Source organism: Solwaraspora sp. WMMA2101 (assembly GCF_049179175.1).
Lineage (GTDB): Bacteria > Actinomycetota > Actinomycetes > Mycobacteriales > Micromonosporaceae > Micromonospora_E.
Window position 1 is genome coordinate 3,539,002 of record NZ_JBMHMA010000006.1, and the last position, 23,709, is coordinate 3,562,710.

24 protein-coding genes, 3 tRNA genes and 1 pseudogene are annotated in these 23,709 nt (G+C 71.2%); 5 read left to right on the forward strand and 23 right to left on the reverse strand.

Going from position 1 to position 23,709, the window contains the following annotated elements; genetic code table 11:
- Positions 1 to 3: 3 nt before the first annotated feature.
- A pseudogene (locus ACN28F_RS16940) lies at positions 4 to 819 on the reverse strand (HAD family hydrolase); the annotation flags it as partial.
- A gap of 429 nt (positions 820 to 1,248) precedes the next feature.
- Positions 1,249 to 1,611 (reverse strand): DivIVA domain-containing protein, encoded by a 363-nt coding sequence (locus ACN28F_RS16945; protein ID WP_289208901.1) that lies wholly within the window; start codon positions 1,609 to 1,611, stop codon positions 1,249 to 1,251.
- Positions 1,612 to 2,019: 408 nt separating this feature from the next.
- On the opposite strand from ACN28F_RS16945, the gene ACN28F_RS16950 reads away from it, so the two are divergent.
- On the forward strand, positions 2,020 to 2,238 hold the full coding sequence (locus ACN28F_RS16950; RefSeq protein ID WP_289208902.1) for a winged helix-turn-helix domain-containing protein: 219 nt from the start codon (positions 2,020 to 2,022) through the stop codon (positions 2,236 to 2,238).
- Between the two features lie 96 nt (positions 2,239 to 2,334).
- Here the strand turns inward: ACN28F_RS16950 and ACN28F_RS16955 are convergent, their stop codons facing one another.
- Together ACN28F_RS16955 and serS are read right to left on the reverse strand one after the other, a co-directional pair.
- Positions 2,335 to 3,261 carry an alpha/beta hydrolase gene (locus ACN28F_RS16955; RefSeq protein ID WP_289210789.1) on the reverse strand — a complete coding sequence of 309 codons (927 nt, stop codon included), beginning with the start codon at positions 3,259 to 3,261 and terminating at the stop codon, positions 2,335 to 2,337.
- 38 nt (positions 3,262 to 3,299) lie between these two features.
- Positions 3,300 to 4,565, reverse strand: a complete 1,266-nt coding sequence (gene serS, locus ACN28F_RS16960; RefSeq protein ID WP_421358607.1) for a serine--tRNA ligase — start codon at positions 4,563 to 4,565, stop codon at positions 3,300 to 3,302.
- Positions 4,566 to 4,700: 135 nt separating this feature from the next.
- Between serS and ACN28F_RS16965 the strand changes: the two genes are divergently transcribed.
- From ACN28F_RS16965 to ACN28F_RS16975, 3 genes are all read left to right on the forward strand, one after another.
- On the forward strand, positions 4,701 to 5,132 hold the full coding sequence (locus tag ACN28F_RS16965; protein ID WP_289208904.1) for an OsmC family protein: 432 nt from the start codon (positions 4,701 to 4,703) through the stop codon (positions 5,130 to 5,132).
- 78 nt (positions 5,133 to 5,210) lie between these two features.
- Positions 5,211 to 5,564 (forward strand): metallopeptidase family protein, encoded by a 354-nt coding sequence (locus tag ACN28F_RS16970; RefSeq protein ID WP_282224484.1) that lies wholly within the window; start codon positions 5,211 to 5,213, stop codon positions 5,562 to 5,564.
- A 128-nt stretch (positions 5,565 to 5,692) separates the two neighbouring features.
- On the forward strand, positions 5,693 to 6,385 hold the full coding sequence (locus tag ACN28F_RS16975) for an AIM24 family protein (RefSeq protein WP_282224483.1): 693 nt from the start codon (positions 5,693 to 5,695) through the stop codon (positions 6,383 to 6,385).
- Positions 6,386 to 6,426: 41 nt separating this feature from the next.
- Here ACN28F_RS16975 and pheA read toward each other — a convergent pair whose 3' ends face one another.
- The 4 genes from pheA to ACN28F_RS16995 all read right to left on the reverse strand — a co-directional run bounded on the left by pheA (position 6,427) and on the right by ACN28F_RS16995 (position 9,534).
- Positions 6,427 to 7,383 carry a prephenate dehydratase gene (gene pheA / locus ACN28F_RS16980; protein ID WP_289208905.1) on the reverse strand — a complete coding sequence of 319 codons (957 nt, stop codon included), beginning with the start codon at positions 7,381 to 7,383 and terminating at the stop codon, positions 6,427 to 6,429.
- Between the two features lie 10 nt (positions 7,384 to 7,393).
- A complete protein-coding gene (locus ACN28F_RS16985) occupies positions 7,394 to 7,993 on the reverse strand; it encodes a hypothetical protein (protein WP_421358610.1) in 600 nt (199 codons plus the stop codon).
- A gap of 129 nt (positions 7,994 to 8,122) precedes the next feature.
- Positions 8,123 to 8,605, reverse strand: a complete 483-nt coding sequence (locus ACN28F_RS16990; protein WP_289208907.1) for a hypothetical protein — start codon at positions 8,603 to 8,605, stop codon at positions 8,123 to 8,125.
- 176 nt (positions 8,606 to 8,781) lie between these two features.
- Positions 8,782 to 9,534, reverse strand: coding sequence for a hypothetical protein (locus ACN28F_RS16995; RefSeq protein WP_289208908.1), 753 nt, complete (start codon positions 9,532 to 9,534; stop codon positions 8,782 to 8,784).
- Between the two features lie 167 nt (positions 9,535 to 9,701).
- Between ACN28F_RS16995 and ACN28F_RS17000 the strand changes: the two genes are divergently transcribed.
- Positions 9,702 to 10,910, forward strand: a complete 1,209-nt coding sequence (locus tag ACN28F_RS17000) for an arginine deiminase (protein ID WP_289208909.1) — start codon at positions 9,702 to 9,704, stop codon at positions 10,908 to 10,910.
- Between the two features lie 55 nt (positions 10,911 to 10,965).
- Here ACN28F_RS17000 and ACN28F_RS17005 read toward each other — a convergent pair whose 3' ends face one another.
- From ACN28F_RS17005 to ACN28F_RS17075, 15 genes are all read right to left on the reverse strand, one after another.
- The gene (locus ACN28F_RS17005) at positions 10,966 to 11,847 is read right to left on the reverse strand and encodes a DUF5926 family protein (protein WP_421358613.1); all 882 of its coding nucleotides are present in this window, start codon (positions 11,845 to 11,847) and stop codon (positions 10,966 to 10,968) included.
- A gap of 35 nt (positions 11,848 to 11,882) precedes the next feature.
- On the reverse strand, positions 11,883 to 12,293 hold the full coding sequence (locus ACN28F_RS17010) for an ATP-binding protein (RefSeq protein WP_289208911.1): 411 nt from the start codon (positions 12,291 to 12,293) through the stop codon (positions 11,883 to 11,885).
- A gap of 12 nt (positions 12,294 to 12,305) precedes the next feature.
- Complete coding sequence (locus ACN28F_RS17015; protein ID WP_289208912.1) at positions 12,306 to 13,766, reverse strand: PAS domain-containing sensor histidine kinase; 1,461 nt, start codon at positions 13,764 to 13,766, stop codon at positions 12,306 to 12,308.
- Between the two features lie 125 nt (positions 13,767 to 13,891).
- On the reverse strand, positions 13,892 to 14,227 hold the full coding sequence (locus ACN28F_RS17020; RefSeq protein WP_289208913.1) for a rhodanese-like domain-containing protein: 336 nt from the start codon (positions 14,225 to 14,227) through the stop codon (positions 13,892 to 13,894).
- 9 nt (positions 14,228 to 14,236) lie between these two features.
- Positions 14,237 to 15,487: an LCP family protein gene (locus tag ACN28F_RS17025; RefSeq protein WP_421358615.1), complete on the reverse strand. Its 1,251-nt coding sequence runs from the start codon at positions 15,485 to 15,487 to the stop codon at positions 14,237 to 14,239.
- 133 nt (positions 15,488 to 15,620) lie between these two features.
- The gene (locus ACN28F_RS17030; protein WP_289208915.1) at positions 15,621 to 16,781 is read right to left on the reverse strand and encodes an LCP family protein; all 1,161 of its coding nucleotides are present in this window, start codon (positions 16,779 to 16,781) and stop codon (positions 15,621 to 15,623) included.
- 96 nt (positions 16,782 to 16,877) lie between these two features.
- On the reverse strand, positions 16,878 to 17,855 hold the full coding sequence (locus ACN28F_RS17035; RefSeq protein ID WP_421358618.1) for an NAD-dependent epimerase/dehydratase family protein: 978 nt from the start codon (positions 17,853 to 17,855) through the stop codon (positions 16,878 to 16,880).
- Positions 17,856 to 17,893: 38 nt separating this feature from the next.
- Positions 17,894 to 18,568 (reverse strand): flavin reductase family protein, encoded by a 675-nt coding sequence (locus ACN28F_RS17040; RefSeq protein WP_421358620.1) that lies wholly within the window; start codon positions 18,566 to 18,568, stop codon positions 17,894 to 17,896.
- Positions 18,480 to 20,177, reverse strand: a complete 1,698-nt coding sequence (locus ACN28F_RS17045) for an ABC transporter permease (protein WP_421358622.1) — start codon at positions 20,175 to 20,177, stop codon at positions 18,480 to 18,482. The genes ACN28F_RS17040 and ACN28F_RS17045 overlap by 89 nt, the downstream gene beginning before the upstream one ends.
- Positions 20,168 to 20,953, reverse strand: coding sequence for an ABC transporter ATP-binding protein (locus tag ACN28F_RS17050; RefSeq protein ID WP_289208919.1), 786 nt, complete (start codon positions 20,951 to 20,953; stop codon positions 20,168 to 20,170). The genes ACN28F_RS17045 and ACN28F_RS17050 overlap by 10 nt, the downstream gene beginning before the upstream one ends.
- A gap of 79 nt (positions 20,954 to 21,032) precedes the next feature.
- On the reverse strand, positions 21,033 to 22,676 hold the full coding sequence (locus ACN28F_RS17055) for a cation acetate symporter (protein ID WP_421358624.1): 1,644 nt from the start codon (positions 22,674 to 22,676) through the stop codon (positions 21,033 to 21,035).
- Between the two features lie 9 nt (positions 22,677 to 22,685).
- The gene (locus ACN28F_RS17060) at positions 22,686 to 23,105 is read right to left on the reverse strand and encodes a hypothetical protein (protein WP_421358626.1); all 420 of its coding nucleotides are present in this window, start codon (positions 23,103 to 23,105) and stop codon (positions 22,686 to 22,688) included.
- A gap of 159 nt (positions 23,106 to 23,264) precedes the next feature.
- A tRNA-Phe gene (locus ACN28F_RS17065) sits at positions 23,265 to 23,338 on the reverse strand.
- Positions 23,339 to 23,445: 107 nt separating this feature from the next.
- Positions 23,446 to 23,519 (reverse strand) — tRNA-Asp (locus tag ACN28F_RS17070).
- A 34-nt stretch (positions 23,520 to 23,553) separates the two neighbouring features.
- Positions 23,554 to 23,626: transfer RNA gene (locus ACN28F_RS17075), tRNA-Glu, on the reverse strand.
- Positions 23,627 to 23,709 lie beyond the last annotated feature (83 nt).

Sequence of the window (23,709 nt, forward strand, 5' to 3'; positions counted from 1 at the left end):
ACCGGACATTAACCGATCCAGGTAAATCGCTACGCCGTCATCGTCATTACGCAGTGTAATCTCATCGGCGGCTCGGCGTACTGTCGGATGGGCGTTCGACACCGCGACCCGTCCCCACCCGGCCCAGGCGAACATCGGCAGGTCGTTCGGCATGTCGCCGAAGACCAGGACGTCCACCGGGTCGACGCCGAGGGTCTCGGCGACCACCGCCAGCCCGCTGGCCTTGTCCACTCCGGGTGGGCAGATCTCGATGAAGCCGAGACCGGCCTGGGTGACCGTCGCCAGCGTCGGCGGGATCAGCCGGATCGCGGCGGCGAGCAGCGCGTCGACATCATGTGACGGGGTCCGCGCGAACGCCTTGATCACCTCCCCGGACAGGCACTGTTCTCGGGTGCGGGCCTCGAACCGCTCCGGGTAGCGCCAGTGCGGGTCGAAGTCGCCCCACAACGGGGCGTCGTGCTCGTCGGACGCCTCGACCATGACGGTGAGCGGGCCGACCGCCGCCTCCAGGTGGGTGACGATCTCGGCCAGGGTGTCACCGGGCAGCCGTTCGTCGCGCAGCACCCGTACCCCGGTCGGGTCGCTCTGGTCGACCACCCGGCCGCCGCCGGCCATCACCAGGTAGTCGGCGGCCCGGATGTCGTTGCGGGTCAACTCGATCAGCCGCGGCCCGCGCCCGGTCGCCCCGACGACCGGGATGCCGAGCGACCGGGCCCGGTCGAGCACCTCATGGGTGTACGCGGAGACGGTCTCGTCGCTGCGGACCAGTGTGCCGTCAAGGTCCGTGGCGATCAGCTTGGGTAGGCCGGGGCGCGGCATGCTGTCCTCCTTGATCCCCAAGGTCGACGATCTCCAAGGCGACGCTCTCCTTGGTCGATGATCTCCTCGGTCGGCGGGGCAGCAACCGTACCTCGCGTACCGTGACCTGACCATGACTTCCGCGCGAAGACCGCGTGCACACTGACCAGGCATCGGTGTCCGCCGTCACAGCACGATCCAGTACCGCTGGACCGACCCGAACGCGGCATCACGCACGCCTTCGAGGACCCCGCCACACCGTGAGCATCCGGCTCAGCGCCCAGGTGGCCAGCTCACGCCCCCGTGCGGACGGTCGGATGCCGCAACCCACGTGCCCGGCCCACCGCACGTAGTCGTCGTCGCCGTGCCGGGCCAGCCTGGGTCCCCATTCGGCATGACGTCGAGGTGAGGCTCATCCACGTCAAACTCGACAGATGACGTGGATGAGCCTCACCTCGACGCTGCCTCAACCTGGCTGGACTGCCAGCGGCGCAGGGCGTCCTTGATCCGGTCGTTCTGTTCGTAGGTGCGGTCGAGTTCGGCGTACAGGATGCCGAGGTCGTGGGCGACCCGTTCGAGGAAGGCGGCGACCTCGCCGGGGTCCAGGCCGCCGCCGCGCCGGGGGACCGTCGGGAAGCGGTGGCTGCGCACCTGCCAGGGCCGGATCGGCCGGTACGCAACCGGTCGCTGGTTGCGGCTGCGATCGGCCGGTACGCGGTACACGCCGCTGCCGTTCGGCCAGTCACGCGGTGGCGTGCCGGCCATCGTGCGGCGTTGCCGCCTTAGTCGCCAGCGTCGCCAGAGCTCTCGCATCACGTGTTACCTCCTGTCGGTGGGCTTCCTCGCTCGTGCTTGTCTCGGGCGTTCGTCGGCCTGGCCGGTGGATGGAGTGGTCGGTGGATGGGGTGGCCGGTGGATGGGGTGGCCCCGCCGCTTGCCGATCCGGCGGGGCCACCCCGGCCGCCGATCACCGCAGCCCTCCTCGGCAGTACGGCGACCAGGGCACATCTTCGGGGCCGGGACGCCCGACGGCGTGACTCGCCGACCGCCCCGACCTGCCGCGTGGTGTCCTCTGCGGGTTGGAGACCAAGGAGGAAACCTCGCACCAGGAACCTAAGCGAAGTAGTTCGCTTAAGTCAACAGCACTAGTCCGCTGTACCGGCATCTTGCTGCCTGTACTGCGAACGTGTTCTCATGGTCGGCGGAGACCAAGGAGTGCCCATGCCCGCCACCAAGTGGGAGAAGCTTGCCGATCACATCCGCGCTCAGATCAAGAGCGGCGAACTACGACCCGGCGACAAGCTCCCGTCAACTGCCCAGCTCAAGGCTGAACACAAGATCTCGGATTCGGTGATCCGCTACGCAATGCACGCCCTGCGGACCGAGGGCCTGGTCGAGAGTGCCCACGGCGTCGGCGTGTTCGTGGCTGAACCGAAGTAGGACGTTTACGTCAGCGACCCCTGCCGCCTTCTGGCGCCCGGGCCCGCCAAGATCAGTTGTTGTGAATACGGACGACACGCCGGTGCCGCTCTGGTTTTACATCAACTGATCTTGAAACGCGGGTCGCCAGAGCCAGCGCAGCGCATCCGGCAGCAGCGCGCCGGGGTGGTTCGGGCTGTGCCCACCGTCGCCGAGCACCAGCCGGAAGTCGTATCCGGACTGCGCCAGGGCGGCCGCGACGTGCAGGTTGCTGGCGAGCCAGTTGCGCTCCGGCTCGTTCCAGTTGATGTCCCGGTGCGCGGCCTGCAGGAAGATCCGCAAAGGCTTGCGTGGGATGTCCCGGATCAGCTCCGGATAAGGGTTGCCGCCGGGCATCTGGGCGAAGCTGGACAGGCAGCAGAGCACCCGGCGGAACCTGTCCGGGCGCAGCCAGGCGACAGTGAAAGCGCAGTTGCCGCCGCTGCTGATCCCGCAGATCCCCCACTGATCCGGGTCATCGGTGATCGAAAAACGCCCTGTCACCTGGGGGATGATCTCGCTCAACAGGAAGGTGGCACAGCGGTCGTCGAAAGCGTCGTACTCGACGTTGCGCTGCTTACGCCTGCCGCCGCCAGCAGCGCCACCGTCACCAGCGCCGCTGCCGCCGTCACCAGGGCCGTCACCAGCGGCAGCGCCGTCAGGCATGGACCCAGGGTCGACGAACACACCGATCATCGGAGGGAGGTCGCCGTTGTGGATCAGGTTGTCCAGGACGACGGCGCCACGGACCTCGCCGGCCGGGTCCAGGTTCCACCAGCCGTCCTGGAACACCAACAGGGCGGCAGGGCGGGACGGGTCGTACTGCGCCGGCAGGTGCACCCAGAACTTCCGCGCCGTACCCGGGTAGACGGCGCTGTCCGCCCAGTCGAACTCGATGGTCCGGCCGACCGGGACACCGGGTAGGCGTACCGAGTCGGGGCCGTGCCGGTAGCGGACGTCGGACTGGTCGACCGGCAACTGCCGGTACGGCACGTCCACCCGCAGCCGATTCACTCCGTCGCGCCCAGCAGAGCGGGTAGCGGTCAGGCGGTGGCCAGGGGTTCCAGGACGTCGCGGCCGCCGAGGTAGGGCTGCAGCGCCTTCGGCACCCGTACCGAACCGTCCGGCTGCTGGTGGTTCTCCAGGATCGGGATCAGCCACCGGGTCGTCGCCAGGGTGCCGTTGAGGGTCGCCACCGGCTGGGTGCGGCCCTCGGCGTCGCGGTAGCGGATGTTCAGCCGGCGGGCCTGGAAGGTGGTGCAGTTCGACGTGGAGGTGACCTCGCGGTAGCGGCCCTGCGACGGCACCCACGCCTCGCAGTCGTACTTGCGGGCCGCGCTGGTGCCCAGGTCGCCGGCGGCGACGTCGATCACCCGGTACGGGATCTCGACCTTGGCCAGCATCTCCTCCTCCCAGGCGAGCAGCCGCAGATGCTCGTCGTGGGCCTGCTCCGGCGGGCAGAAGGAGAACATCTCCACCTTGTCGAACTGGTGCACCCGCAGGATGCCGCGCACGTCCCGGCCGTACGAGCCGGCTTCGCGCCGGAAGCACGACGACCAGCCGGCGTAGCGGACCGGGCCGTCGAGGGTCAGGATCTCGTTCGAGTGGTACGCCGCCAGCGGCACCTCGCTGGTGCCGACCAGGTACAGGTCGTCGGCTTCGAGCCGGTAGATCTCGCTGGCGTGCTCGCCGAGGAACCCGGTGCCCTCCATCGACTCCGGCTTGACCAGCACCGGGGTGATCGTCGGGGTGAGGCCGTACTCGACAGCCTGGGCGATGGCCAGCTGCAGCAGGCCGAGTTGCAGCAGCGCGCCGACGCCGGTCAGGTAGTAGAACCGGCTGCCGGAGACCTTCGCGCCGCGTTCGACGTCGATCGCGCCTAGCGCCTCGCCGATCGCCAGGTGGTCGCGGGGGCTGTCGATGTCGGGCCGGTCACCGACCTCGCGCAGCACGACGTAGTCGTCCTCGCCGCCGGCCGGCGCCCCGTCCTCGACCAGGTTGGGGAAGGCCAACTGCGCCCGGCGCAGCGCCTGCTCGGCCTCGGTCACGGCCGTTTCGGCCGCCTTCACCTGGGCCGACAACTTCTTGGTACGGGCGAGCAGCTCAAGCTTCTCGGCCGGTTCGGCCCGGGACAGGCGCTTGCCGAGTTGCTTCTGCTCGGCACGCAACGCCTCGAACGCCTGCACGGCCGTCCGTCGGGCCTCGTCGGTGGCGATCAGATCGTCCACCCGGGACTCGGACTCACCGCGGGCACGCTGGCTGGCACGGAAGAGGTCCGGGTCGTCACGGAGCAGGCGGAGATCGATCACAGCAGCCAACGATACCGGCAGCGCCGGCCACCTCGCGCGCAGGTTTACGCCAGGCCGGTGTGCGCACTCCAGGTGGGTCCACCTTTGCACCGGGCTTCGTCGCAGCGGCCATCGCCGTGAGCTAGCGTCATGGCCATGCCTATCCGTACCGCATCAGCCCGCTGGCAGGGCAATCTGACCGAGGGTTCCGGCACCATCCGCACCGGCAAGGGCGGATACGAGGGGAACTATTCGTTCAAGTCCCGTTTCGAGGAGGGCGAGGGCACCAACCCGGAGGAGCTGATCGGGGCGGCCCACGCCGGCTGCTTCTCGATGGCGTTCTCCAAGGGGCTGGCGGACGCCGGCTTCACGCCGACGTCGGTGCAGACCACCGCGTCGGTGCACCTGGACAAGATCGACGCCGGGATGACCGTCACCCGCATCGACCTGGAGACGGTCGGTGAGGTCCCGGGCATCGACCCGGACACGTTCCAGAAGCTGGCCGAGGCCGCGAAGGCCAACTGCCCGATCTCCCGGCTGCTGTCGCCGGGCGCCGAGATCACCTTGAACGCCAGCCTGTCCGTCTGACGAACCACATCGAAGCGCACGATCCGATTCCACGTCCAAGGTCGTCCCCGGCGACGAGCGGTGCGGCAGAATGGACCGATGCCGGTCGAGATGAGCCGCGAACGCTTCGAGGAGCTCGTCGGGGAGGCCCTGGATGAGGTGCCTCCGGAGCTGCTCCGGTTGATGAGCAACGTGGTGATCCTCGTCGAGGACGACACCCCGGCCGGTGAACCGGAGCTGCTCGGACTCTACGAGGGGCACGCGTTGACCAGCCGGGGCTGGGACTACGCCGGGGTGCTGCCGGACCGGATCCTGATCTACCGCAATCCGATTCTGCGGATCTGCGACACCGAGGCCGACGTGGTCGAGGAGGTGGCCATCACGGTGGTCCACGAGATCGCCCACCACTTCGGCATCGACGACGAACGGCTGCACGCCCTCGGCTGGGGTTGAGCCCCGCCTCCGACCTTTCGAGCTGGCCTCCGACCTTTCGAACCGGCCTCCGGCCGGTTCGGCGATGACCCTCCTTGCGCTGGTCACCTACCCTTCGGGGCGATCGACCTGACCAGGAGGGACCCCCCATGCGCAGTGCCCTGTTCTCCGCCGAGCACCTGGAGAAGGAGTCGGCCCAGCCCGGCATGCGGCTGCAGAACTCCAAGATGCTGAAGATCGAACTCAACGGGGAGGCGATGGCCCGGACCGGGTCGATGGTCGCCTACCAGGGCCACGTGCAGTTCCAGGCGCTCGGTTCGGGCGGGCTCGGCAACTTCATCAAGCAGCGGCTCACCGGCGAAGGCGTACCGCTGATGAAGTTGACCGGTCAGGGTGACGTGTTCCTCGCCAACGAGGCCAGCGACGTGCACATCATCGACCTGGAACCGGGCGACGCGCTGTCGATCAACGGGTCCAGCGTGCTGGCCTTCGACTCGACCCTGCAGTACGACATCCGGATGGTGCAGGGGATGGGCTTCGCCTCGTCCGCCGGGCTGTTCAACTGCGTCTTCACCGGTCAGGGCCGGCTCGCCATCACCACCAAGGGCACCCCGGTGGTGCTGACCGTGGACCAGCCGACGTACGTCGACCCGCAGGCGGCGGTCTGCTGGTCGGCCAGTCTGCAGACCGGCTACCACCGGGCCGAGCAGTTGGGCATCGGTACGCTGCTGGGCCGCCGTACCGGTGAGGCGTTCACGATGAGCTTCGCCGGGCAGGGCTTCGTGATCGTCCAGCCGTCGGAGGAGCCGCCGGTGCGCGGCGCCGGCCACCAGCAGCAGTAGCCGGCACCGGCACCGGCACCGGTAGCGGTAGCCAGCGTCCGTCAGCCGGGCTGGCCGGAGCGGATCCGGGCCAGCCATTCGGCGGCACGGGCGTACCCGTCGTCACCGCGCAGGGCCGGGCCGTCGACGGCCCGGCCGCTGCCGGCCGGCGGCCAGTCGTGCCGTGGGTAGGACCCGAGGAACCGGACGTCGGCGCAGACCCGGTGCAGACCACGCAGCGCCTCGCCCATCCGGTCGTCGGCGACGTGCCCGGAGCAGTCGAGAAAGAACGCGTACCGGCCGAGGGCCTCGCCGGTGGGGCGGGACTCGATGCGGGTCAGGTTGACCTCGCGTACCGCCAGCTCCATCAGCACCGCGAGCAGCGCGCCGACCCGGTCGTGGGCGATGTAGACGGCCAGCGTGGTGATGTCGTCGCCGGTGGCCGCCGGCAGCGGGCCGGGCCGGCGGACCAGCACGAAGCGGGTCACGGCGTCGCCGTGGTCGGCGATCTTGTCGGCCAGTACGGTCAGCGCGTGCCCGCTGGCACCGATCGGCGCGCAGATCGCCGCGTCGAACTCGCCGTTGGCGACGCCGGCGGCGGCCGCCCCGTTGGACAGTACGTCGACCACGGTCGCGTCCGGCACCTGCCGGCGCAGCCAACCACGGCACTGGGTCGACGCCTGCGGGTGCGCGGCGATGCTGCGGACCCGCTCCAGCGCCACCCCGTCGCGGGCGGCCAGCACGAACTCGACCGGCAGCACCACCTCCTGGGTGATCATCAGCGGGTCGCCGCCGGTCAACTCGTCGAAGGTGACCCCGACCGCCCCGCCGATCGAGTTCTCCAGCGGTACCAGGGCGGCGTCGACGGTCCCGGCACGGACCGCGTCGAGCGCCTCGGGCACGCTGCGGGCCGGGATCCGCTCCGCGCGTTGCGCCGCCGGGATGCTCCGCAGCGCCTGTTCGGCGAAGGTGCCTTCCGGGCCGAGGTAGGCGAACCGGGTCGGTGTGGCGACGGACATGCCGGCCAGCTTACGGAGTGGTCGGCGGGATCGGCACCGACTCGCAGGCGAGGGTACGGATCCCGGCCGGCGCGCCGACCCGTACCGGGATGACACAGACGTCGGTGCCGGCGGTGACCAGCGTGATCGACTCCGGCGATCCTTCGGTGACCACCTGCAGCGGCTCACGCGCGGGGATCTGCACGACGGTGTACTGCCAGCTGCCGGCGCAGCGTGGCGCGACCCGTACGGTCGTCCGGGCGCCGGCGGGCAGCAGCCCGTCGGCGCGCAGTACGGCGATCACCCGATCGGCGCTGGGCCGGCCGGCACAGTCGACGGCGATCGCCACCGGGAACCCGGTGGCGGTCGGGGTCGGCACACCTGGCGGGGTGGCGGTCGGGGTCGGCGTCCGCGTCGGTGTGGCGGTCGGGGTCGGCCCGTCCGGCGGCGTGCCGGTGTCGCCGACACCGGCCGGCAGGGAGATCTCGGGCGCGGGCTCGGCGAGCCCGGGTGGCCGGCCGCAGCCGGCGACGGCGACGGCGCTGATCAGCAGCAGACCGAACCAGGCCGGCAGGTTGCGCCGCGACCGCTGCGGCCCGCTGCCCCGACGTGGCCGGAGCGCGGATGTCACCGGCTCATCGTAGGTGCTGCGACGGTGCCTGTCGGCCCCGGCGAGCCGGCCGGATCAGGGCCGGCCGGATCAGGCCCGGCCGGATCAGGCCCGGCCGGATCGAGGCCGGCCGGATCAGGGCAGGCCGGATCAGCTGGCCGAGAAGGCGGTGGAGATGGGGGCGAAGAAGGTCAGCGACCCGGCCACCTTGTTGCCGCTCCACACCGGCGTGGCGACGGCGTCGACGGTGCCGTCGCCCTGGCCGTCGACGATGGCGGTGGCGACGCGCAGCAGCCCCCGGGCGAGTCGACCCGAGGTGAGCGCGAGCAACGGCGGGATCTTGTCGATTTCGGTCTCGTCGAGTTCGCTGCGGGCGGCGGTGAAGTCGACCAGTCGCAGGCCGGCCAGCAACGGGCTGCCCTCGACGGTGCCGGGATCGCCGAGGCCCAGCAGCTCGCAGCAGGAGCGTGACGCCGCGACGATCCGGTAGTCCTGGTCGATGACCAGGCACGGCTCCAGCGCGACCGCAGCTGTGGCGACCCAGAGCTGGAAATTGTCGGCGCGCATCGGCTCCATCGGCTCGCGGGCCTGCGGCACCAACGGTTCCGAGATTGAGAGCTCGACGTGCGCCACCGCGCCTCCCCTGACTCCGCCGGACACCCGCAACGCTAACCGGTCTCTGCGGCGTCCGTCGACTGGTGCCGGTCAGGGCCACCAAGGGGACGGGAAGCGGCAAACACGCGCGGTCGTCACATGTCCGATTTCAGCGGATGTACGTCGCAGAGAGGCGGTCAGCGCCTGCGCCGAGGCTACCGCCGGCCGGCAGGCTTGTCAGCCGCCGTTCGGTCGGCCCCGTACCACCGGTAGTCGGCGGCCTGGCGGTACGGAGCGTTGACCCAGGTGCCCGGATGGCGGGCGACCTGGGACAGCTTCTCCGCGGTGGCGGCGCTGATCCGGGTGCCGCCGGCGATGAGCAGCCGGTCCAGCTCCCGGTGGGTGGTGACCATGCACTCCTTGGGCAGCCCGTAGACGCTGATCACGCCCGAGCCGACGAAGGTGAGCACCGGGGCGACCGGGATGGTGTGCCCGATGGCGGCGGACATCGCCTTGCTGGCCCGCTTGGCGTCGCGGCGGGCCTCGGCGACGTACGGCGGGCGCTTGCCGTTGATCTGCACGACGTCGCCGGCGACGAGCACCCGGCTGCGTCCATGGTCGACGACGGTGACCGCGAACAGCCCGCTCGGGCCGATGGCGAGGAAACCGGCGCGCTCACCGCGGCCGACGGTGTCCAGACCGAGTACGTGGTCCGGGCTGTCGGTACGCGGCCAGTTGACCACGTGCCAGGCGGGCCCGAGATGGTCGAGGCGGTGCAGGGCACGGGCCCCGGCGGCCTCGATACGGCGGGCGCCCCGCTCGGCGCGGCGGCGGCGGGCCCACTCCATCGGCGAGGGCCGGATGGCCTCCAGCGTTCCGGGCGGAGACTCCTCCATGGGCCGTGCTTCTGCTTGGCGGGGCAGGGCCCGCTGGGCGGGCAGTACGCGGCGCTCATGGAACACAGTCATCACGACCTCCGGCAAAAGGTCCCCTGGACGATGGACTACCCACTACCGTACGTGGCGACACCGGTACTGAAGCAAGACGCCGAGCCGGAGTGAGTAGGGATGAATGCCCTATTCACCCAACGACTCTTTCGACAGATGGTGCCAAACGACTGCCCTAGGCTGCGAGTGTGACGCACTACGTCGACAGTGAGGTCGGCCACCTTCGGACCGTTCTGCTGCACCGCCCCGGCGCCGAACTCGCCCGGCTGACCCCGCGCAACAGCGGCAGCCTGCTCTTCGACGCGATCCCCTGGGTCAGCCGCGCCCAGGCCGAACACGACGCCTTCGCGGCGGTGCTGCGCGAACGCGACGTGGAGGTGCTCTACCTGGAACAGTTGCTCGCCGAGACCGTCGCCCACCCGGACGCCCGCGCCGAGGCCGTGACGACCGTCCTCGACGGCGCCCGACTCGGCGTCAGCCTGCGGCAGCGGGTCGCCGATCAGCTCGGCTACCTCGACCCCGCCGGACTCGCCCGGGTCCTCGTCGCCGGCATCGCCCGCGGCGAACTGCGGATCCGCGCCGACCAGCCGCCCGGTCTGGGCTACACCCTGATGGACCCCCACGACTTCGTCATCGCGCCGCTGCCGAACCTGTTGTTCACCCGGGATTCATCCGTCTGGATCCGCGACCGGGTCGCGGTGACCAGCCTCGCGATGCGGGCCCGACGACGGGAGGGCCATCTCACCGACCTGATCTACCGGCACCACCCCCGGTTCGCCGGCACCGAACTGCTGCACCGCCCCAGCGGCGCCCACGTCGAGGGCGGCGACGTCCTGCTGCTGGCACCCGGGGTCCTCGCGATCGGCGTCGGCGAACGCACCACCCCCGCCGGAGTGGAGCAACTGGCCCACCGGGTGCTGTGCGCCGGGCTGGCCCACACCGTCCTGGTGGTGCCGATCGCCCAACGGCGGGCCACCATGCACCTGGACACCGTCTGCACCCTCGTCGACGTGGACGCCGTACTGATGTATCCGCCGATGGCCGACAGCCTCCGCGCGTACACGGTGATCCTCGACAGTGCCGGTGAGCTGCAGGTAGACGGCCCGGCACCGTGGCTGCGGGCCGCCGCCGACGCCATGGACCTGGACCGGCTGCGTCTGGTCGGCACCGGCCTGGACCCGGTCACCGCCGAGCGGGAACAGTGGGACGACGGCAACAACACCCTGGCCCTGTCGCCCGGGGTGTGCGTCGCCTACGAACGCAACACCGCCACCAACGCCCAGCTGCGCCGGGCCGGCATCGAGGTGGTCACGATCCCCGGTGCCGAACTCGGCTCCGGGCGGGGCGGCCCCCGGTGCATGTCGGCCCCGTTGGTCCGCGACCCGCTCACCCGCTGAGCCGCTGCCCGTGCCGGACCGCTGCCCCGGCGGCCCTCGGCGGGGGCGGAGCGGGTCAGCGCAGCGTGAGTTGCCGGCCGAGCAGGCCCTGTCGGGCCCGCCGGGCGGCCGCGTCGAGCGCGCCGGAGTCGGTGGCCGCCTCGGCGTACCGCTTGGCGAACTCCGCCAGCGGACCCTCCCACTCGCCGGCCGACGGCGCCGCCGGCAGATCCCAGACCGGCACCAGCATCCCGTGCGCCCGGAACATGCCGGCGAACTTGGTCTGCGGCCCCAACGGCAGGTCCCCGGCGGCGCTCAGCCGGGCCAGGGTGTCCAGCGCCCGGTCCTCCTCGTCGCCCAGCACCCAGCGCACGTGCGCCCGGTCACCCACCCGGCACCAGTACGCGGCGGTCGCCGCCGCCATCCGGGTGGTCGGGTAGACCGACGCGTCGGCGCGCTCCAGCGACGCCTGCACTGCCGGATCGTCGGCCGCCTCGGGGGTCACCCAGAAGCTGAAACCGTCGTGCACGGTCACCGACAGCGCCCCGTCGGCCAGCACGTCCTGCAGTCGAGGGCCCGGCCCGGGCAACGGCGGCACCACGACGGTCTCGCCCGGCGCGGTCTCCAACGCCGACAGCAGCGCGGCGGCCAGGTCCCGGGACACGTCACCGGACTGGGCGTGCCGCTGCAGTCCGAGCATGACGTGCCCGTCGGCGCGCACCAGCGCCGGCACCGCCATCGGCAGGACGGTCGCCAGCGTGACCGTCCGGTCGGCGTACTTCTCGGTCAGCTCCGCAGCCAGGACCAGCGGGGCGGTGCCGGCCGGGACCAGCTCGCGGAGCGCGACCCAGTCCGGTTCGTCGGCCAGCCCGGCGAACGGCCGGGGCACGAATACGTCGCGGATCTTCTCCCGCTTGCCGCCGCTCGCGGCCCGGTCCTGCTTTCGGCGCTTGCTCACGGCCAGTCAGCCTAGAGGATTCCACCGCTTCGCGGTCAGCGGAGTTCGGCCCAGACACACCGGCCGGCACCGGACTCGGCCACCCCCCACCGCCGTGCGAGCGCCGCGACGATGCCCAGCCCCCGGCCGTTGAGCGCCTCCGGCGTCGCCGGGCGCACCTGCGGTGCGTCGGCCGAGCCACCGTCGGTGACCTGGATGCGTACCGTCCGGCCGGGTTCACGCAACATCAGTTGACAGGTGATCCGGACCATCCCGTCGGGCAGCGGTCGGGCATGCCGTACCGCGTTGCCGACCAGCTCCGCGACGACCGTCATCACGTCAGCCAGCAGACCGGGTCGGATCCGGTCGGTCAGGCAGGTGGTGAGCCGGTGCCGGGCGAGCCGTGCACCACTGGGATGGTGCGGCACCAGGACGCTCCAGGTCCGTCCCACCAGTGCCGCCTTCACGCCTGTCTCCTCTCACCCCCGGGGCAGTCGCACCTCCGCGACCGTCCCCCCGCCGTCGCGGGGTCGTAGGGACACCCATCCGTGTTGTCGCTCGACGATCTGCCGCACGAGGTAGAGCCCCAGGCCGGCACCCGGGTAGCGGCGCTGATCGCCCTGTTCGCCCTGCCAGAACCGGTCGAACGCTCGTTCCACGTGCTCTGGACGTACCCCGATGCCACGATCGCTAATCCGGAACACCACGGTGCGTTCGTCGGCGTCGGCGGTCAGCTCGACCGCCGTGCCGGGTGGTGAGTACTTGTCGGCGTTGGTGGCGAGCTCGGTCACGACGGTGGCCAGGCTGCCCCGGTCGCCGCACGCCTTCGGCAGGTCCTCCGGCAGGTCGATGGTGAGCCGGCGACGCAGCCCGGCCGGCAGGTGCTCGGCGGCCGTGCGCAGGGTTTCGACGAGGTCGAACGGGGCCGGCGGGCTGCCGACCGCCGGCCCGGCGTCGTTCGCTGCGGACAGCAGCCGGTCGACGAGCCGGGCCAGTTCGGTGGCGCGTTGGCCGAGCACCCGGGCCGCGTCGCGGCGGTCCGCGTCGGTGAGCTGATCCCAGTGCTCGCTGAGCGTCTCGGCGTAACCCTTGATCACGGTCACGGGTGTCCGCAGCTCGTGGCTGGTGACGGAGATGAACAGGTCGACGTCGTGGTCGCGGCGGTGCTGGTCGGTGATGTCGCGGAAGGTGACGACCCGTGAGGCGACGACGCCGGGCAGGTCCCCGGAGGTCAGCCGCAGCCAGCGGCCGTCCGACAGCTGGTGGTCGACGACCTGACCCGGTGGCGGCACCGGGAACGGGATCGGCCGGTGCAGTCGCTGCGCGGCCGGGCTGCCGGTGAGTCGTTCGGCGGCCGGGTTCCACAGTCGTACGCAGGACTCGTCGTCGATGATCGCCAGTCCGTCGGCGAGCGCGGCGACCACCGGGCCGTCGCCGTGCACCGGCAGGCCGGTCTGGTCGCCGTACATGTGCGCGATGCAGGACGACAGGTACGCGATCAGGGTGTGGTGGTCGGGGCTGGCCTCGCCGTCGGCGTCCGGATAGTAGGCGTGCAGGCTGCCGATGAGGACGCCGCCGATCTCGGCGCGGGCGGTCAGCATCCGGTGCAGGCCCCGCCCGGTGATCTGGTCGGCCTGCTCGGCGGCGAGGGCCGAGACCGGAAATTCGATCGTACGGGGGCCGGTGAGCAGCCGCGCGGTGGCCGGGTTCGCCAGGTCGACCGGGCGGCCGATGGACCACTCGGCGGCCCCGGCGGCGGCGATGATCCGGCCGCTGGTGGGGCCGTACTCGGCGAAGGAGGTCCCGGCGGCACCGAGCGCCCGCTGTGCCAGGCGCAGCAGGTGGTGCAGCACCGGCAGGCCGGACTCCCCGTTGTTGATCATGTCCAGGACGACGGTGTGTCCGGCGATCAGGCTCGGGTAGTCGGGGCGTTCCGGCATGCCTGTGAGTGTGCCGTGTTCGGGCCGATTTCGGCAGTGGCCGCCGACCGCCGTGCGTCCGGTGGTGTCCGCCCGTCGGCGTACGGTGGTGTCCGCCGCCTGTCGGCGTACGGTGCTTCGGCCGGTCAGAGCACCTGGGCCGGCTGTCCGGTCTCGCTGACCATCGCCCGGCCGTTCGCCGCCCAGCTCTGCATGCCGCCGTCGAGGTTGCGGACGTTGTCCCACCCGTGCTGGCGCAGGTACGCGACGACTTTGCCGGAGCGGCCGCCGGAGCGGCAGACGACCACCACGTCGCCGTCGGAGGGCACGTCGGCGAGCCGGTGCGGGATCTCCATCATCGGCAGGTGGTGGGCACCGGGGGCGTGCCCGGCGGCCCACTCCTCGGGCTCGCGGACGTCGAGCAGATAGGCGTCGTCGGCGACGTCCGGGGCGGCGACGACGGGCACAGCAGGTCCGAACATGCCGTCAGCCTATTGCTGACCGGCGAGGACGGTGGGATTGGCCAGGATGAAGTCGTCCAGAGTGTCGTTCTTCACGGCGCGGAACATCTCCATGGACAGCGGGGTCAGCTCCTCACGGCCGGAATCGTTGCCGTTGAAGCTGCCGTCGTTGGTGCGCAACATCACCAGGTCGTTGGCGGCCACCCCACGCATGGTGAAGACGAAGTCGGCGACCGGTACGGGGCCGGTGTCCAGCACGAAGGCCTTGCCGGCCGACTCGATCAGCTGGGTCAGCTTCAGCGGGTTGGTCATCACACCGTCGGCCATCGCCTTCTTGGCCATGCCCTTGAGCAGCTTCTGCTGGTTCTTCTGCCGGTCGTAGTCGCCATTGGCCAGGCCGTACCGCTGCCGGGAGAAGTCCAGCGCCTCCCAGCCGGCCATCTCGCGGCAGCCCTTCTTGTGCACGACCTGCTGCTTGTCGCCGTTGGTCTGCTCGGCGTCGGAGTTCCACATCGGCTTGCCGTCGACCAGGGTCATGTGGGCCGACGGGGTGTCCTCGTCGACGCAGATCGGGATGGTGCCGAGGCTGTCGATCACCGACTTGAAGCCGCTGAAGTTGATGATCGCGGCCCCGTCGAAGCTGATCCCGGTCATGTTCTTGATCGTCTCGGCCATCAGCTGCGCACCGCCGGCGTGCCCGGCTCCGTTCTGGGCGCCGTGGAAGAAGGCCTCGGTGGCCTTGGCGACCCCACCGGGGTACCCGCTGGCCGGGAAGGCCGGCACCTCGACCTCGGTGTCCCGGGGGATGGAGATCAGGTAGGCCTGGTCGTGAGTGGCCGGGATGTGCAGGATGATGATCGTGTCGGCGCGGGTGTCCGACTCCTCCCAGCTGGCCCGGTGGTCGATGCCGAGCAGCAGCATGTCGATCGGGCCTTCGAGGTTGTTGCCGCCCTCGGCCTCGGTCTTGCCGGCCACCCCGAGCAGGTTGGACTGCTCGATGCCACCGGTCGCCCGGTCGATCAGCCACTTGCTGCCGACGATGGTGGTGCCGCTGAGCATCATCAGCAGCGCGCCCATGATGACCATCGTGCGGGCCCAGATCGGGTCCTTGCGGCGCGGCCGCTTACCGCCGGTGGTGGTGCCGCGGCCGGAGCGTGCGGCCGAGCCGCCGCGGCCGGCCGGACCGGTCCGCGCGCCCGACTGCCGCACCGACGAGGCCCGGCCGGAGACGGCTCCGGTCGACTCGTTCGACGCCGAGCGTCGGCGGGACTGAACCGGCATGCCTGCTCCTGGGGGGCGTGACAATAGGGCGAGCCCACTGTACGGATGTTTGATGGATAAATCGACCCTATGAAGGTTTCAGATTCGTGTCGGATTCGATCGGTCACTCAACGAAATCGGTGATCATGGTCACTCAGTCACTGGCGCCTGGACTGGGCGTGACATTGGTCTGCACCCAGGCCGTCATCTGGTCGGCCGCCATCGCCTGATACATGGTCAACGCCTTCTCCCGGTCCGAGACGACCACCGACTCGCCGTTGATCGTCTCGCTGCCGTTGTGCGGGCTGGTGAGGAACTGCAGGTTCTCCCCACGCAGCTTGCGGAACTGCAGCGCCATGTCGACCAGGGAGAACCCCTCGTCGACCGTCACCGCCTTGGTCGTCGCCTGAAGAAACGCGTTCAGCTTGGCCGGGTTCGACAGTGTGCCGGAGCTCACAGCCTTGTCCATCAATGCCCGGAGGAACTCCTGCTGGTGCCGCATACGCGCGAAGTCACCGTCCGGGAACTGTTTGCGCTGACGGACCCAGTCGAGCGCCTCGGCGCCATTCATGTGATTGACACCCTGGCTGAACTGCCGGTACGGCTTGTGGATCGAGGTGACGTCCTGCTCGACGGTCAGCTCCACCCCGCCGAGCGCGTCGGTCACCTCGACGAAACCGCCGAAGTCGATCGCCATCACGTGGTCGATCCGTACGTCGGTGAAGCACTCCACGGTGCGTACCGCCAGCGGCATGCCACCGAACGCGAACGCCGCGTTGATCTTCGCCCGCTCCCCGGTCTCGCACGGGGCGCTCGCCTCGGCGGGAATCGGCACGTACAGGTCGCGTGGGATGGAGACCAGGTAGGCCCGGTCGTGCGAGGACGGGATGTGCATCACGATGATCGTGTCGGCCCGCCACCGGCCGGCGGTGTCGAGCGGGGCGTCCGGGTCCCGCGAGTCGGTGCCGATCATCAGGATGTTCAACGCGCCGTCGACCGCCGCCGGTGGCCGGCCCTCGGTGATCGCCGAGAACGGGTCGGTGCGGCCCAGATCGTTGTCCAACCCCCGGGCGTACGCCCACAGCCCGCCGCCGGCGACCAGCGCCAGCAGCAGCAGCGACACCACACCGACGAGAGCGATCCGACCCCACCGGGGGCGCGCCCGGCGCGGCGGGCCGCCGTAGGACCGACCGGTCGCACCGCCGCCGGGCCCGGGCACCCGGGCGCGTCCGGCGGTGCCGGCGGGTACGGGTCGGGCGCGCCCGGCACCGGGGACATGTCCGGGCTGGTGGCCGTGGTGACTGCTGGCTGACATGCATCCAGCGTACGGACTGCGCGCTCGCTGACCGCCGACTCGGCACACCGGGACCGGTACGGGCAGGTCAGCCCGGCTACGGGGTCCGGCTACGGGCTAGCCCAGCCGTTGGCGGAAGTACGCGATCGTGCGCCGCAGCCCGTCCTGCGGACCGACCGTCGGGGTGTAACCGAGCCGGGTGCGGGCCAGGGTCAGGTCCGGGCGGCGCATCTCCGGGTCGTCCGATGCCCGGGTGACCAGGTCGACCGTCGAGGAACTGCCGACCAGTTCGATGATCGTCTCGGCGAGCCGGCGCATCGACATCTCGTGTTCGGTACCGCAGTTGATCGGCCCGACCTCGGTCGAGTCCAGCAACGCGACGATGCCGGTCACCAGGTCGTCGACGTAGCAGATCGACCTGGTCTGGTCGCCGGTGCCGTGCACGGTGATCGGCTCGCCCCGCAGCGCCTGGCTGATGAAGGTCGGGATGGCCCGCCCGTCGTCGGGGCGCATCCGGGGCCCGTACGTGTTGAAGATCCGCACGATCCCGGCGTCCACGCCCCGGTACCGGTGGTACGCCATCGTCGCCGACTCGGCGAAGCGCTTGGCCTCGTCGTAGACGCTGCGGATGCCGATCGGGTTGACGTTGCCCCAGTAGGTCTCCGGCTGCGGGTGCACCAGCGGGTCGCCGTACGCCTCCGACGTCGAGGCCATGATGAACCGGGCCCGGTCGGTGACCGCCCGGTCCAGCAGGTGCAACGTGGCGACGGAGCCGACCCGCAGGATCTCGACCGGCAGGGTGCCGAAGTCGGTGGGGCTGGCCGGCGACGCGAAGTGCATGATCGCGTCGAAGCGCTGCTGCACCGCTGGATGGTGGTCCGGCACCCCGTCGGAGATGTCCGCCTCGACCAGTGTGAACCGTGGCTCGTCGGCGAGATGGGCGACGTTGTCCTTCGAGCCGGTGACGAAGTTGTCCACCGCGACGACCGTGCAGCCGCGTGCGACGAGCCGGTCGACCAGGTGGCTACCGACGAAGCCGGCGCCACCGGTGACCAGCACCCGGTGACCGTCGCCGAATCGGGGAACAGGCAGCATGCCCTGAGCCTAGTGGTAGCCGGACCCTGTGGTGCCGGTCAGCTCCCGGCAGCGGGCCCGGACGGTCCGGTCAGCTCCCGGTAGCGGCCCCGGTAGTGCAGCAGCGGCCCAGGATCGGGCTGCTCGGTCACCGTCACCGACTCGACCGTCGCCTCGACCAGCATCGACCACCCGTACGGCCGGGCGTCGTCCAGCCGGCAGCCGGCCCAGCTGGTGACCTGCGGATGCACCGGGCCGTACGGCGTGTCCTGCCAGTCGACGCCGGTGAACGGGCCGCCCGGTGCCGGCATCAACCCGGCGAACCGGTCCGCCAGTTGGCGGTGGGCCGGACCCAGTGGGGCGACCGTGAACCGCCGCGACTCGCGGAGCACCTCCCACAGGTCGGACTCCTCGTCGAGCAGGCCGATCAGCCGGGCGGGCTCCCCGTCGGCGAGCACGGTGGAGGAGACGGTCAGCCCGGCCGGCGTACCGTCGGCCGGGTCGACGGCGGTCCAGAGGGTGACCGGGGCCGCCAGCCGGCCCCGCAGCCGGCGGGCCGGCGACCGCTGGTCGGGTGCGGTGGCGAACGGGTCGCGGTAGTGGATCTCGGCACCAGGCTCGGGATGATTCACGTGAAACATTGGATCACCGCCGGGACGCCACCGTCGCCAACAGTTCCGGCATCCGTCGGTCGAGCAGGTCGCCGGTGATGTAGAGGCCCAGCAGCACCGCACCGAACCCGTACCCGACGCCGACCGGCAGCGCGAGCCACTGCCAGACGTCGCCGAGCAGCGCGGTGGCGACCACCATCGGTACGGCGGCCGCCGCCGACGCGATCATCGCCAGGAACGCCAGCAGACTCTTGGCCATCCCGGCCCCGCTGTTCAACGCGAACGGGTTCGACGTCTCCGGCAGCGAGTAGGCGCCGATCACCGAGATGGCCAGGTTCACCGCCAGGCCGGCGCCGTACGCGGCGAACAGCGTCCCGGCGGCGACCGGGATCCAGCCCGGCTCCTGCAGGAACAGCCCGAGCCCGGCGGAGATCACGACCAGCATCGGCACGATGTAGAGCGAGAAGGCGACCACCCGGGCCCGCAGTTCCAGCCGACCCGGTACGCCGGCGATCACGTTCGCGGCGTACGCGCTGCCGTCGAAGCCGAACTGGTTGGCCAGGGTGACCGCGGCCAGTGCGCCGACGAACAGCATCGAGAGGCTGACCGAGACGGCCGACGCCGTCATCCGGAGAGCGTCGGGGTCGGCACCGAAGGTGAAGCCGCCGACGTTGACCATGACCGGTACGAAGACCCCGACCACGGCCACGGTGATCAGGTTGGCCCGTCGACGCATGTCCCGCCACCAGTAGCGCGCCTCGCGGGCGACCAGGGCACCGTACCGGTCGCGGGGGAGCCGGCCCAGCAGGCGGGGGAACAGCTGAGCCACCGGTGCGCCCGGCTCGCCAGCGGCGGCCTTCGTCGGGCCGGCGTTGGCGGTACCGACCATGGCCGACTCGAGCGACCGCGACCACCAGGCCAGCAGCGCGACCACGGTCGCCGCCGTGATGAGCAACTTCACCGGTACGGCCCACGCCCGGCCCTCCACCACGTCGAATCCGACCGTGTACGGGGCGGCCAGCGGCGTCCAGCCGAGAACCCGGGCCACCTCGGCGAGCCGGTCCCAGTCGGCGTTGCCCAGCCCGCCGATCACCAGCAGTTGCAGCGGGCCGAGCAGTGCGGCCAGCACCGCCAGCAGGACGGCGGCCAGGTCACGCACCTTCCGGGAGCGCAGCATCCCGGCGAAGGCGCTGGTGATGGCCCGGCTGCCGGTCACGCAGACGAGCAGGCCGGCGGCGACGCCGATCAGCTGGACCAGCCCGGCCAGGGCTCCGCCGAGCAGCAGGGCGCTGACCACGATGCCGAGGGTGGCCAGCCCGGTGGCGATCGTCGGGGTGCCGACCAGGGCCGCCGCCAGCAGGCCGCTGACCAGGGTGCGGCGGCGCAACGGCAGCAGCGCGAACCTGGCGGGGTCGAGGGTCTCGTCGACGCCGAAGAAGACCAGGGGCAGCAGCAGCCAGCCGACCACCAGCAGGGCCCCACCGAAACCGGCGGTGAGCAGCATCCCCTGCGGGTTGTCACCGAAGCCCGGCGCGGCCAGCATGAGGAAGGCGGTGCCGGCGAACCACAGCCCGGCGAGCAGGCCGCCGATGAACAGGCCGACCCGCCAGCCCTGGCCGCGCAGGTTGTTGCCCATCACCCGCAGCTTGAGCCGGATGAAGTGCCGGGGGCGGACCGGCCGGGGCGCGGCGGTGCCGGTGCCGGTGCCTCCGGTGGGGGCGATCACAGCCATGACAGCTCCTCGCCGGTTGCCGTACGGCCGCCGACGACCTCGACGAACACCTCTTCCAGGGACCGGCCGGACCGCACCTGTTCGAGGGTGCCGACCCGCTTGATCACCCCGTCGGCGAGGATCGCGACGTCGCTGCAGAGCCGCTCGACGACGTCCATCACATGGCTGGAGAAGATCACCGTGCCGCCGCCGGCGACGTAGCGCTGCAGGATGTCGCGGATCAGCGCCGCCGACACCGGGTCGACCGCCTCGAACGGTTCGTCGAGGACGAGCAGGCGTGGCCCGTGCAGCAGCGCGCAGGCCAGGCCGATCTTCTTCTTCATCCCGGCCGAGTAGTCCACCACCAGGGTCCGTCCGGCGTCGTCGAGGGCGAGCACGTCGAGCAGTTCGCGGGCCCGCTGGTCGACCACGGCCGGGTCCATGCCGCGCAACAGGCCCTGGTAGGCGAGCAGTTCGGCACCGGTGAGCCGGTCGAACAGCCGCATCCCGTCCGGCAGTACGCCGAGCATCCGCTTGGCCTGCACCGGGTCGGCCCAGACGTCGTGACCGAGGACGTGCGCGCTGCCGGCGTCCGGGCGCAGCAGACCGACGGCCATCGACAGGGTGGTCGTCTTCCCGGCCCCGTTCGGGCCGAGCAGGCCGTAGAACGAGCCGACCGGCACGTCCAGGTGGACACCGGCCACCGCGATCTTGTGGTCGAACCGCTTGGCGAGCCCACGCAGGGCCAACGCCTGCGGGCCGGGTGCCGGGGAGGCTGACTGCTGCGCGTCGGTCATGGGCCGACGGTAACCACTGGGCGGGGGTCGTCAAACCCGCTCAGGGACGAACCGTCGCTCGTACCCAGGCACGAGAGGGTCAACTGCGCAGGCTCTCCGGGGCGTGCAGGCGCAGCATGACTGAGTTCACGTTGCCGGGCAGCCGCCGGCGGCTGACCAGTGACACCAGCACCATCACCGCGAACGCCAGCGGCACGGTCCAGGCGGCCGGCTGGGCGACGAGGACCGCCGGCCAGCCGGTCAACGCCGGCCCGAGCATCGTCCACAGCACCGCCCCGATGGCGGCCCCGCCGCCGGCGACGATGCCGGCGGCGGCCCCGGCGTCGGTCAGCCCCCGCCACCAGATGCCCAGCACCAGCAGCGGGCAGAAACTCGACGCCGCCACCGCGAACGCCAACCCGACCACCTGTGACACGTCGAGGCCGGAGACGTTCAACGCCAGCACCACCGGGACCGCACCGGAGACCAGGGTGGCCAGCCGGAAACCCCGTACCGAGGGGCGGCGCAGCACGTCGGTGGAGACGGCGCCGGCCACGCTGGTCAGCAACCCGGACGAGGTCGACAGGAAGGCCGCGAAGGCACCGGCGGCGACCAGCGCCGCGAGCAGCTGGCCGAGCAGGCCACCGCCGAGCGCGGCCTCGGGCAGCAGCACGACCACGGCGTCCGACCGGCCGGTCATCAGCAACTGCGGGGTGTACACCCGGCCGAGTACGCCGTACAGGGTGGGGAACAGGTAGAAGAGGCCGACCAGGGCGAGCACCACCAGGGTGGTCCGGCGGGCGGCGGCACCGTCGGGGTTGGTGTAGAACCGCACCAGTACGTGCGGCAACCCCATGGTGCCCAGGAAGGTCGCCAGAATCAGCGAATAGGTGGCGAACAGCCCCTGGTCGCCGCGTTCCGGGTCGCCCGGCAGCAGCCAGGCCAGCCCCCGGTCGACGTCGACGCCGGAGACCTCGGGCACCGGGTCGCCGGCGTCGAAGGCCAGGCTGGTGCCGGCGTCGACCTGTTCGGTGCGCCCGTCCGGGAAGGTCAGGGTGGCCTCCCGCTCGACGACGACGGTGGTCGCCTCGACGAAGGTCGCCCCCTGCGGCGGGCTGACCGGCGGCCGGCCGTCGGCCTGCCACTGCAGCGCGAGGAAGATCGCCGGTACGGCGAGCGCGGTCAGCTTCAACCAGTACTGGAACGCCTGGACGAAGGTGACCGCCCGCATCCCGCCGAGCGCCACGTTGGCGGTCACCACGCCGCCGACCAGCAGGGCACCGAGCGGGTACGGCGCCCCGGTGACCGTGGCCAGGGTCAGCCCGGCGCCCTGCAGCTGGGGCAGCAGGTAGAACCAGCCGATGAAGATCACGAAAGCGGTGGCCAGTCGACGCAGCCGCCGCGAGCCGAGACGGATCTCACAGAAGTCCGGCAGAGTGAAGGCGCCGGAGCGGCGCAGCGGGGCCGCCACGAACAGCAGCAGGGCCAGATAGCCGGCGGCGAAGCCGACCGGGTACCAGAGCACGTCCACGCCGTACTTGAGGATCAGTCCGGCGATGCCGAGGAACGACGCCGCCGACAGGTACTCCCCGCTGATCGCCGCGGCGTTCCAGGCCGGGCTGACGGTCCGGGAGGCGACCAGGAAGTCCGACGTCGTGCGGGCCAGCTTCAGCCCGTAGAAGCCGATCGCGACGGTCACCAGGGTGACCACCACGAGCGCCGGTACCACGTACGGATTGGTCATCGGGCCGGCTCAGCGCTCCGGCCGCCGCACCAGGGCGACGAAGTCCTGCTCGTTGCGTTCGGCGAGGTGGACGTAGGCGAGTCCGACGACGACCAGGAACGGGAACGCCGCCACCCCGAGCAGCAGCCAGGCCAGGTTGACCCCGGCGACCTTCAGCCCGCCGAACGCGGGGGCCAGCGAGAACAGCAGCGGCAGCGCACCCAGGGCGATCGCCACGACGGCCGACAGCCGTACCGCCAGCGCCAGTTGGGCCCGGACCAGGCCACGGACCAGAGCCTCGCCGACCTGGCTCTGCTCGGTCAGGTCGGTACGGAGCCGGTCGGCGTCGCCGCGTCGGCTCACCTCGCCCAGCACGACCCGCACCCGGCGCGGCGGCGTCGCCGGGTGGTCGGACGTCGCCGGATCGCCGGCGCCATCGTGTTCGGCCATGCCGGCAGTCTCACGGCCCGTCGCGGATTGTCAAGCGCGGGTACGCGGTCCGTCCGGTTCAGGCCGGTTCGGCGAGATACCGCCGCAGGTTCGACGACAAGCGAAGCGCCCAACCGCAGGAGGCGATTGGGCGCTTCGAAAGCCCGGCGAGAGGCTCTGTGGCCAGGGGCGGGGTCGAACCGCCGACCTTCCGATTTTCAGTCGGACGCTCGTACCAACTGAGCTACCTGGCCAGGTGTCCGGGCCATCATACCTGCCCGGAGAAGTGACCACCGGGTGGGTGGACGGCACCGAAAACGAATCGCCGCGCGAAGCGTGCCGCACGGCGATCATCGTTGCGCGGTCCTGACGGGACTTGAACCCGCGACCTCCGCCTTGACAGGGCGGCGAGCACTCCGACTGCTCCACAGGACCTCGGTGTTGCTCCGGCCGGTCGGTCGGCCGGTAGTGCCCCCAACGGGATTCGAACCCGTGCTACCGCCTTGAAAGGGCGGCGTCCTGGGCCGCTAGACGATGAGGGCGGCCCCGTCATCATCGCACATCATGACTCTGACGGTAGTGCTCCCATCCGGCCCCGCCGGAAGCTTGCGAAAGCATACGTGAC

Excerpts from the sequence above, each read along its gene's own strand:
- ACN28F_RS16945 (WP_289208901.1), bottom strand. The coding sequence starts at position 1,611 with ATGCGAGAGCTCTGGCGACGCTGGCGACTAAGGCGGCAACGCCGCACG.
- ACN28F_RS16950 (WP_289208902.1), top strand. The coding sequence starts at position 2,020 with ATGCCCGCCACCAAGTGGGAGAAGCTTGCCGATCACATCCGCGCTCAG.
- ACN28F_RS16965 (WP_289208904.1), top strand. The coding sequence starts at position 4,701 with ATGCCTATCCGTACCGCATCAGCCCGCTGGCAGGGCAATCTGACCGAG.
- ACN28F_RS16970 (WP_282224484.1), top strand. The coding sequence starts at position 5,211 with ATGCCGGTCGAGATGAGCCGCGAACGCTTCGAGGAGCTCGTCGGGGAG.
- ACN28F_RS16975 (WP_282224483.1), top strand. The coding sequence starts at position 5,693 with ATGCGCAGTGCCCTGTTCTCCGCCGAGCACCTGGAGAAGGAGTCGGCC.
- pheA (WP_289208905.1), bottom strand. The coding sequence starts at position 7,383 with ATGTCCGTCGCCACACCGACCCGGTTCGCCTACCTCGGCCCGGAAGGC.
- ACN28F_RS16995 (WP_289208908.1), bottom strand. The coding sequence starts at position 9,534 with ATGACTGTGTTCCATGAGCGCCGCGTACTGCCCGCCCAGCGGGCCCTG.
- ACN28F_RS17015 (WP_289208912.1), bottom strand. The coding sequence starts at position 13,766 with ATGCCGGAACGCCCCGACTACCCGAGCCTGATCGCCGGACACACCGTC.
- ACN28F_RS17020 (WP_289208913.1), bottom strand. The coding sequence starts at position 14,227 with ATGTTCGGACCTGCTGTGCCCGTCGTCGCCGCCCCGGACGTCGCCGAC.
- ACN28F_RS17025 (WP_421358615.1), bottom strand. The coding sequence starts at position 15,487 with ATGCCGGTTCAGTCCCGCCGACGCTCGGCGTCGAACGAGTCGACCGGA.
- ACN28F_RS17030 (WP_289208915.1), bottom strand. The coding sequence starts at position 16,781 with ATGTCAGCCAGCAGTCACCACGGCCACCAGCCCGGACATGTCCCCGGT.
- ACN28F_RS17035 (WP_421358618.1), bottom strand. The coding sequence starts at position 17,855 with ATGCTGCCTGTTCCCCGATTCGGCGACGGTCACCGGGTGCTGGTCACC.
- ACN28F_RS17045 (WP_421358622.1), bottom strand. The coding sequence starts at position 20,177 with ATGGCTGTGATCGCCCCCACCGGAGGCACCGGCACCGGCACCGCCGCG.
- ACN28F_RS17050 (WP_289208919.1), bottom strand. The coding sequence starts at position 20,953 with ATGACCGACGCGCAGCAGTCAGCCTCCCCGGCACCCGGCCCGCAGGCG.
- ACN28F_RS17055 (WP_421358624.1), bottom strand. The coding sequence starts at position 22,676 with ATGACCAATCCGTACGTGGTACCGGCGCTCGTGGTGGTCACCCTGGTG.
- ACN28F_RS17060 (WP_421358626.1), bottom strand. The coding sequence starts at position 23,105 with ATGGCCGAACACGATGGCGCCGGCGATCCGGCGACGTCCGACCACCCG.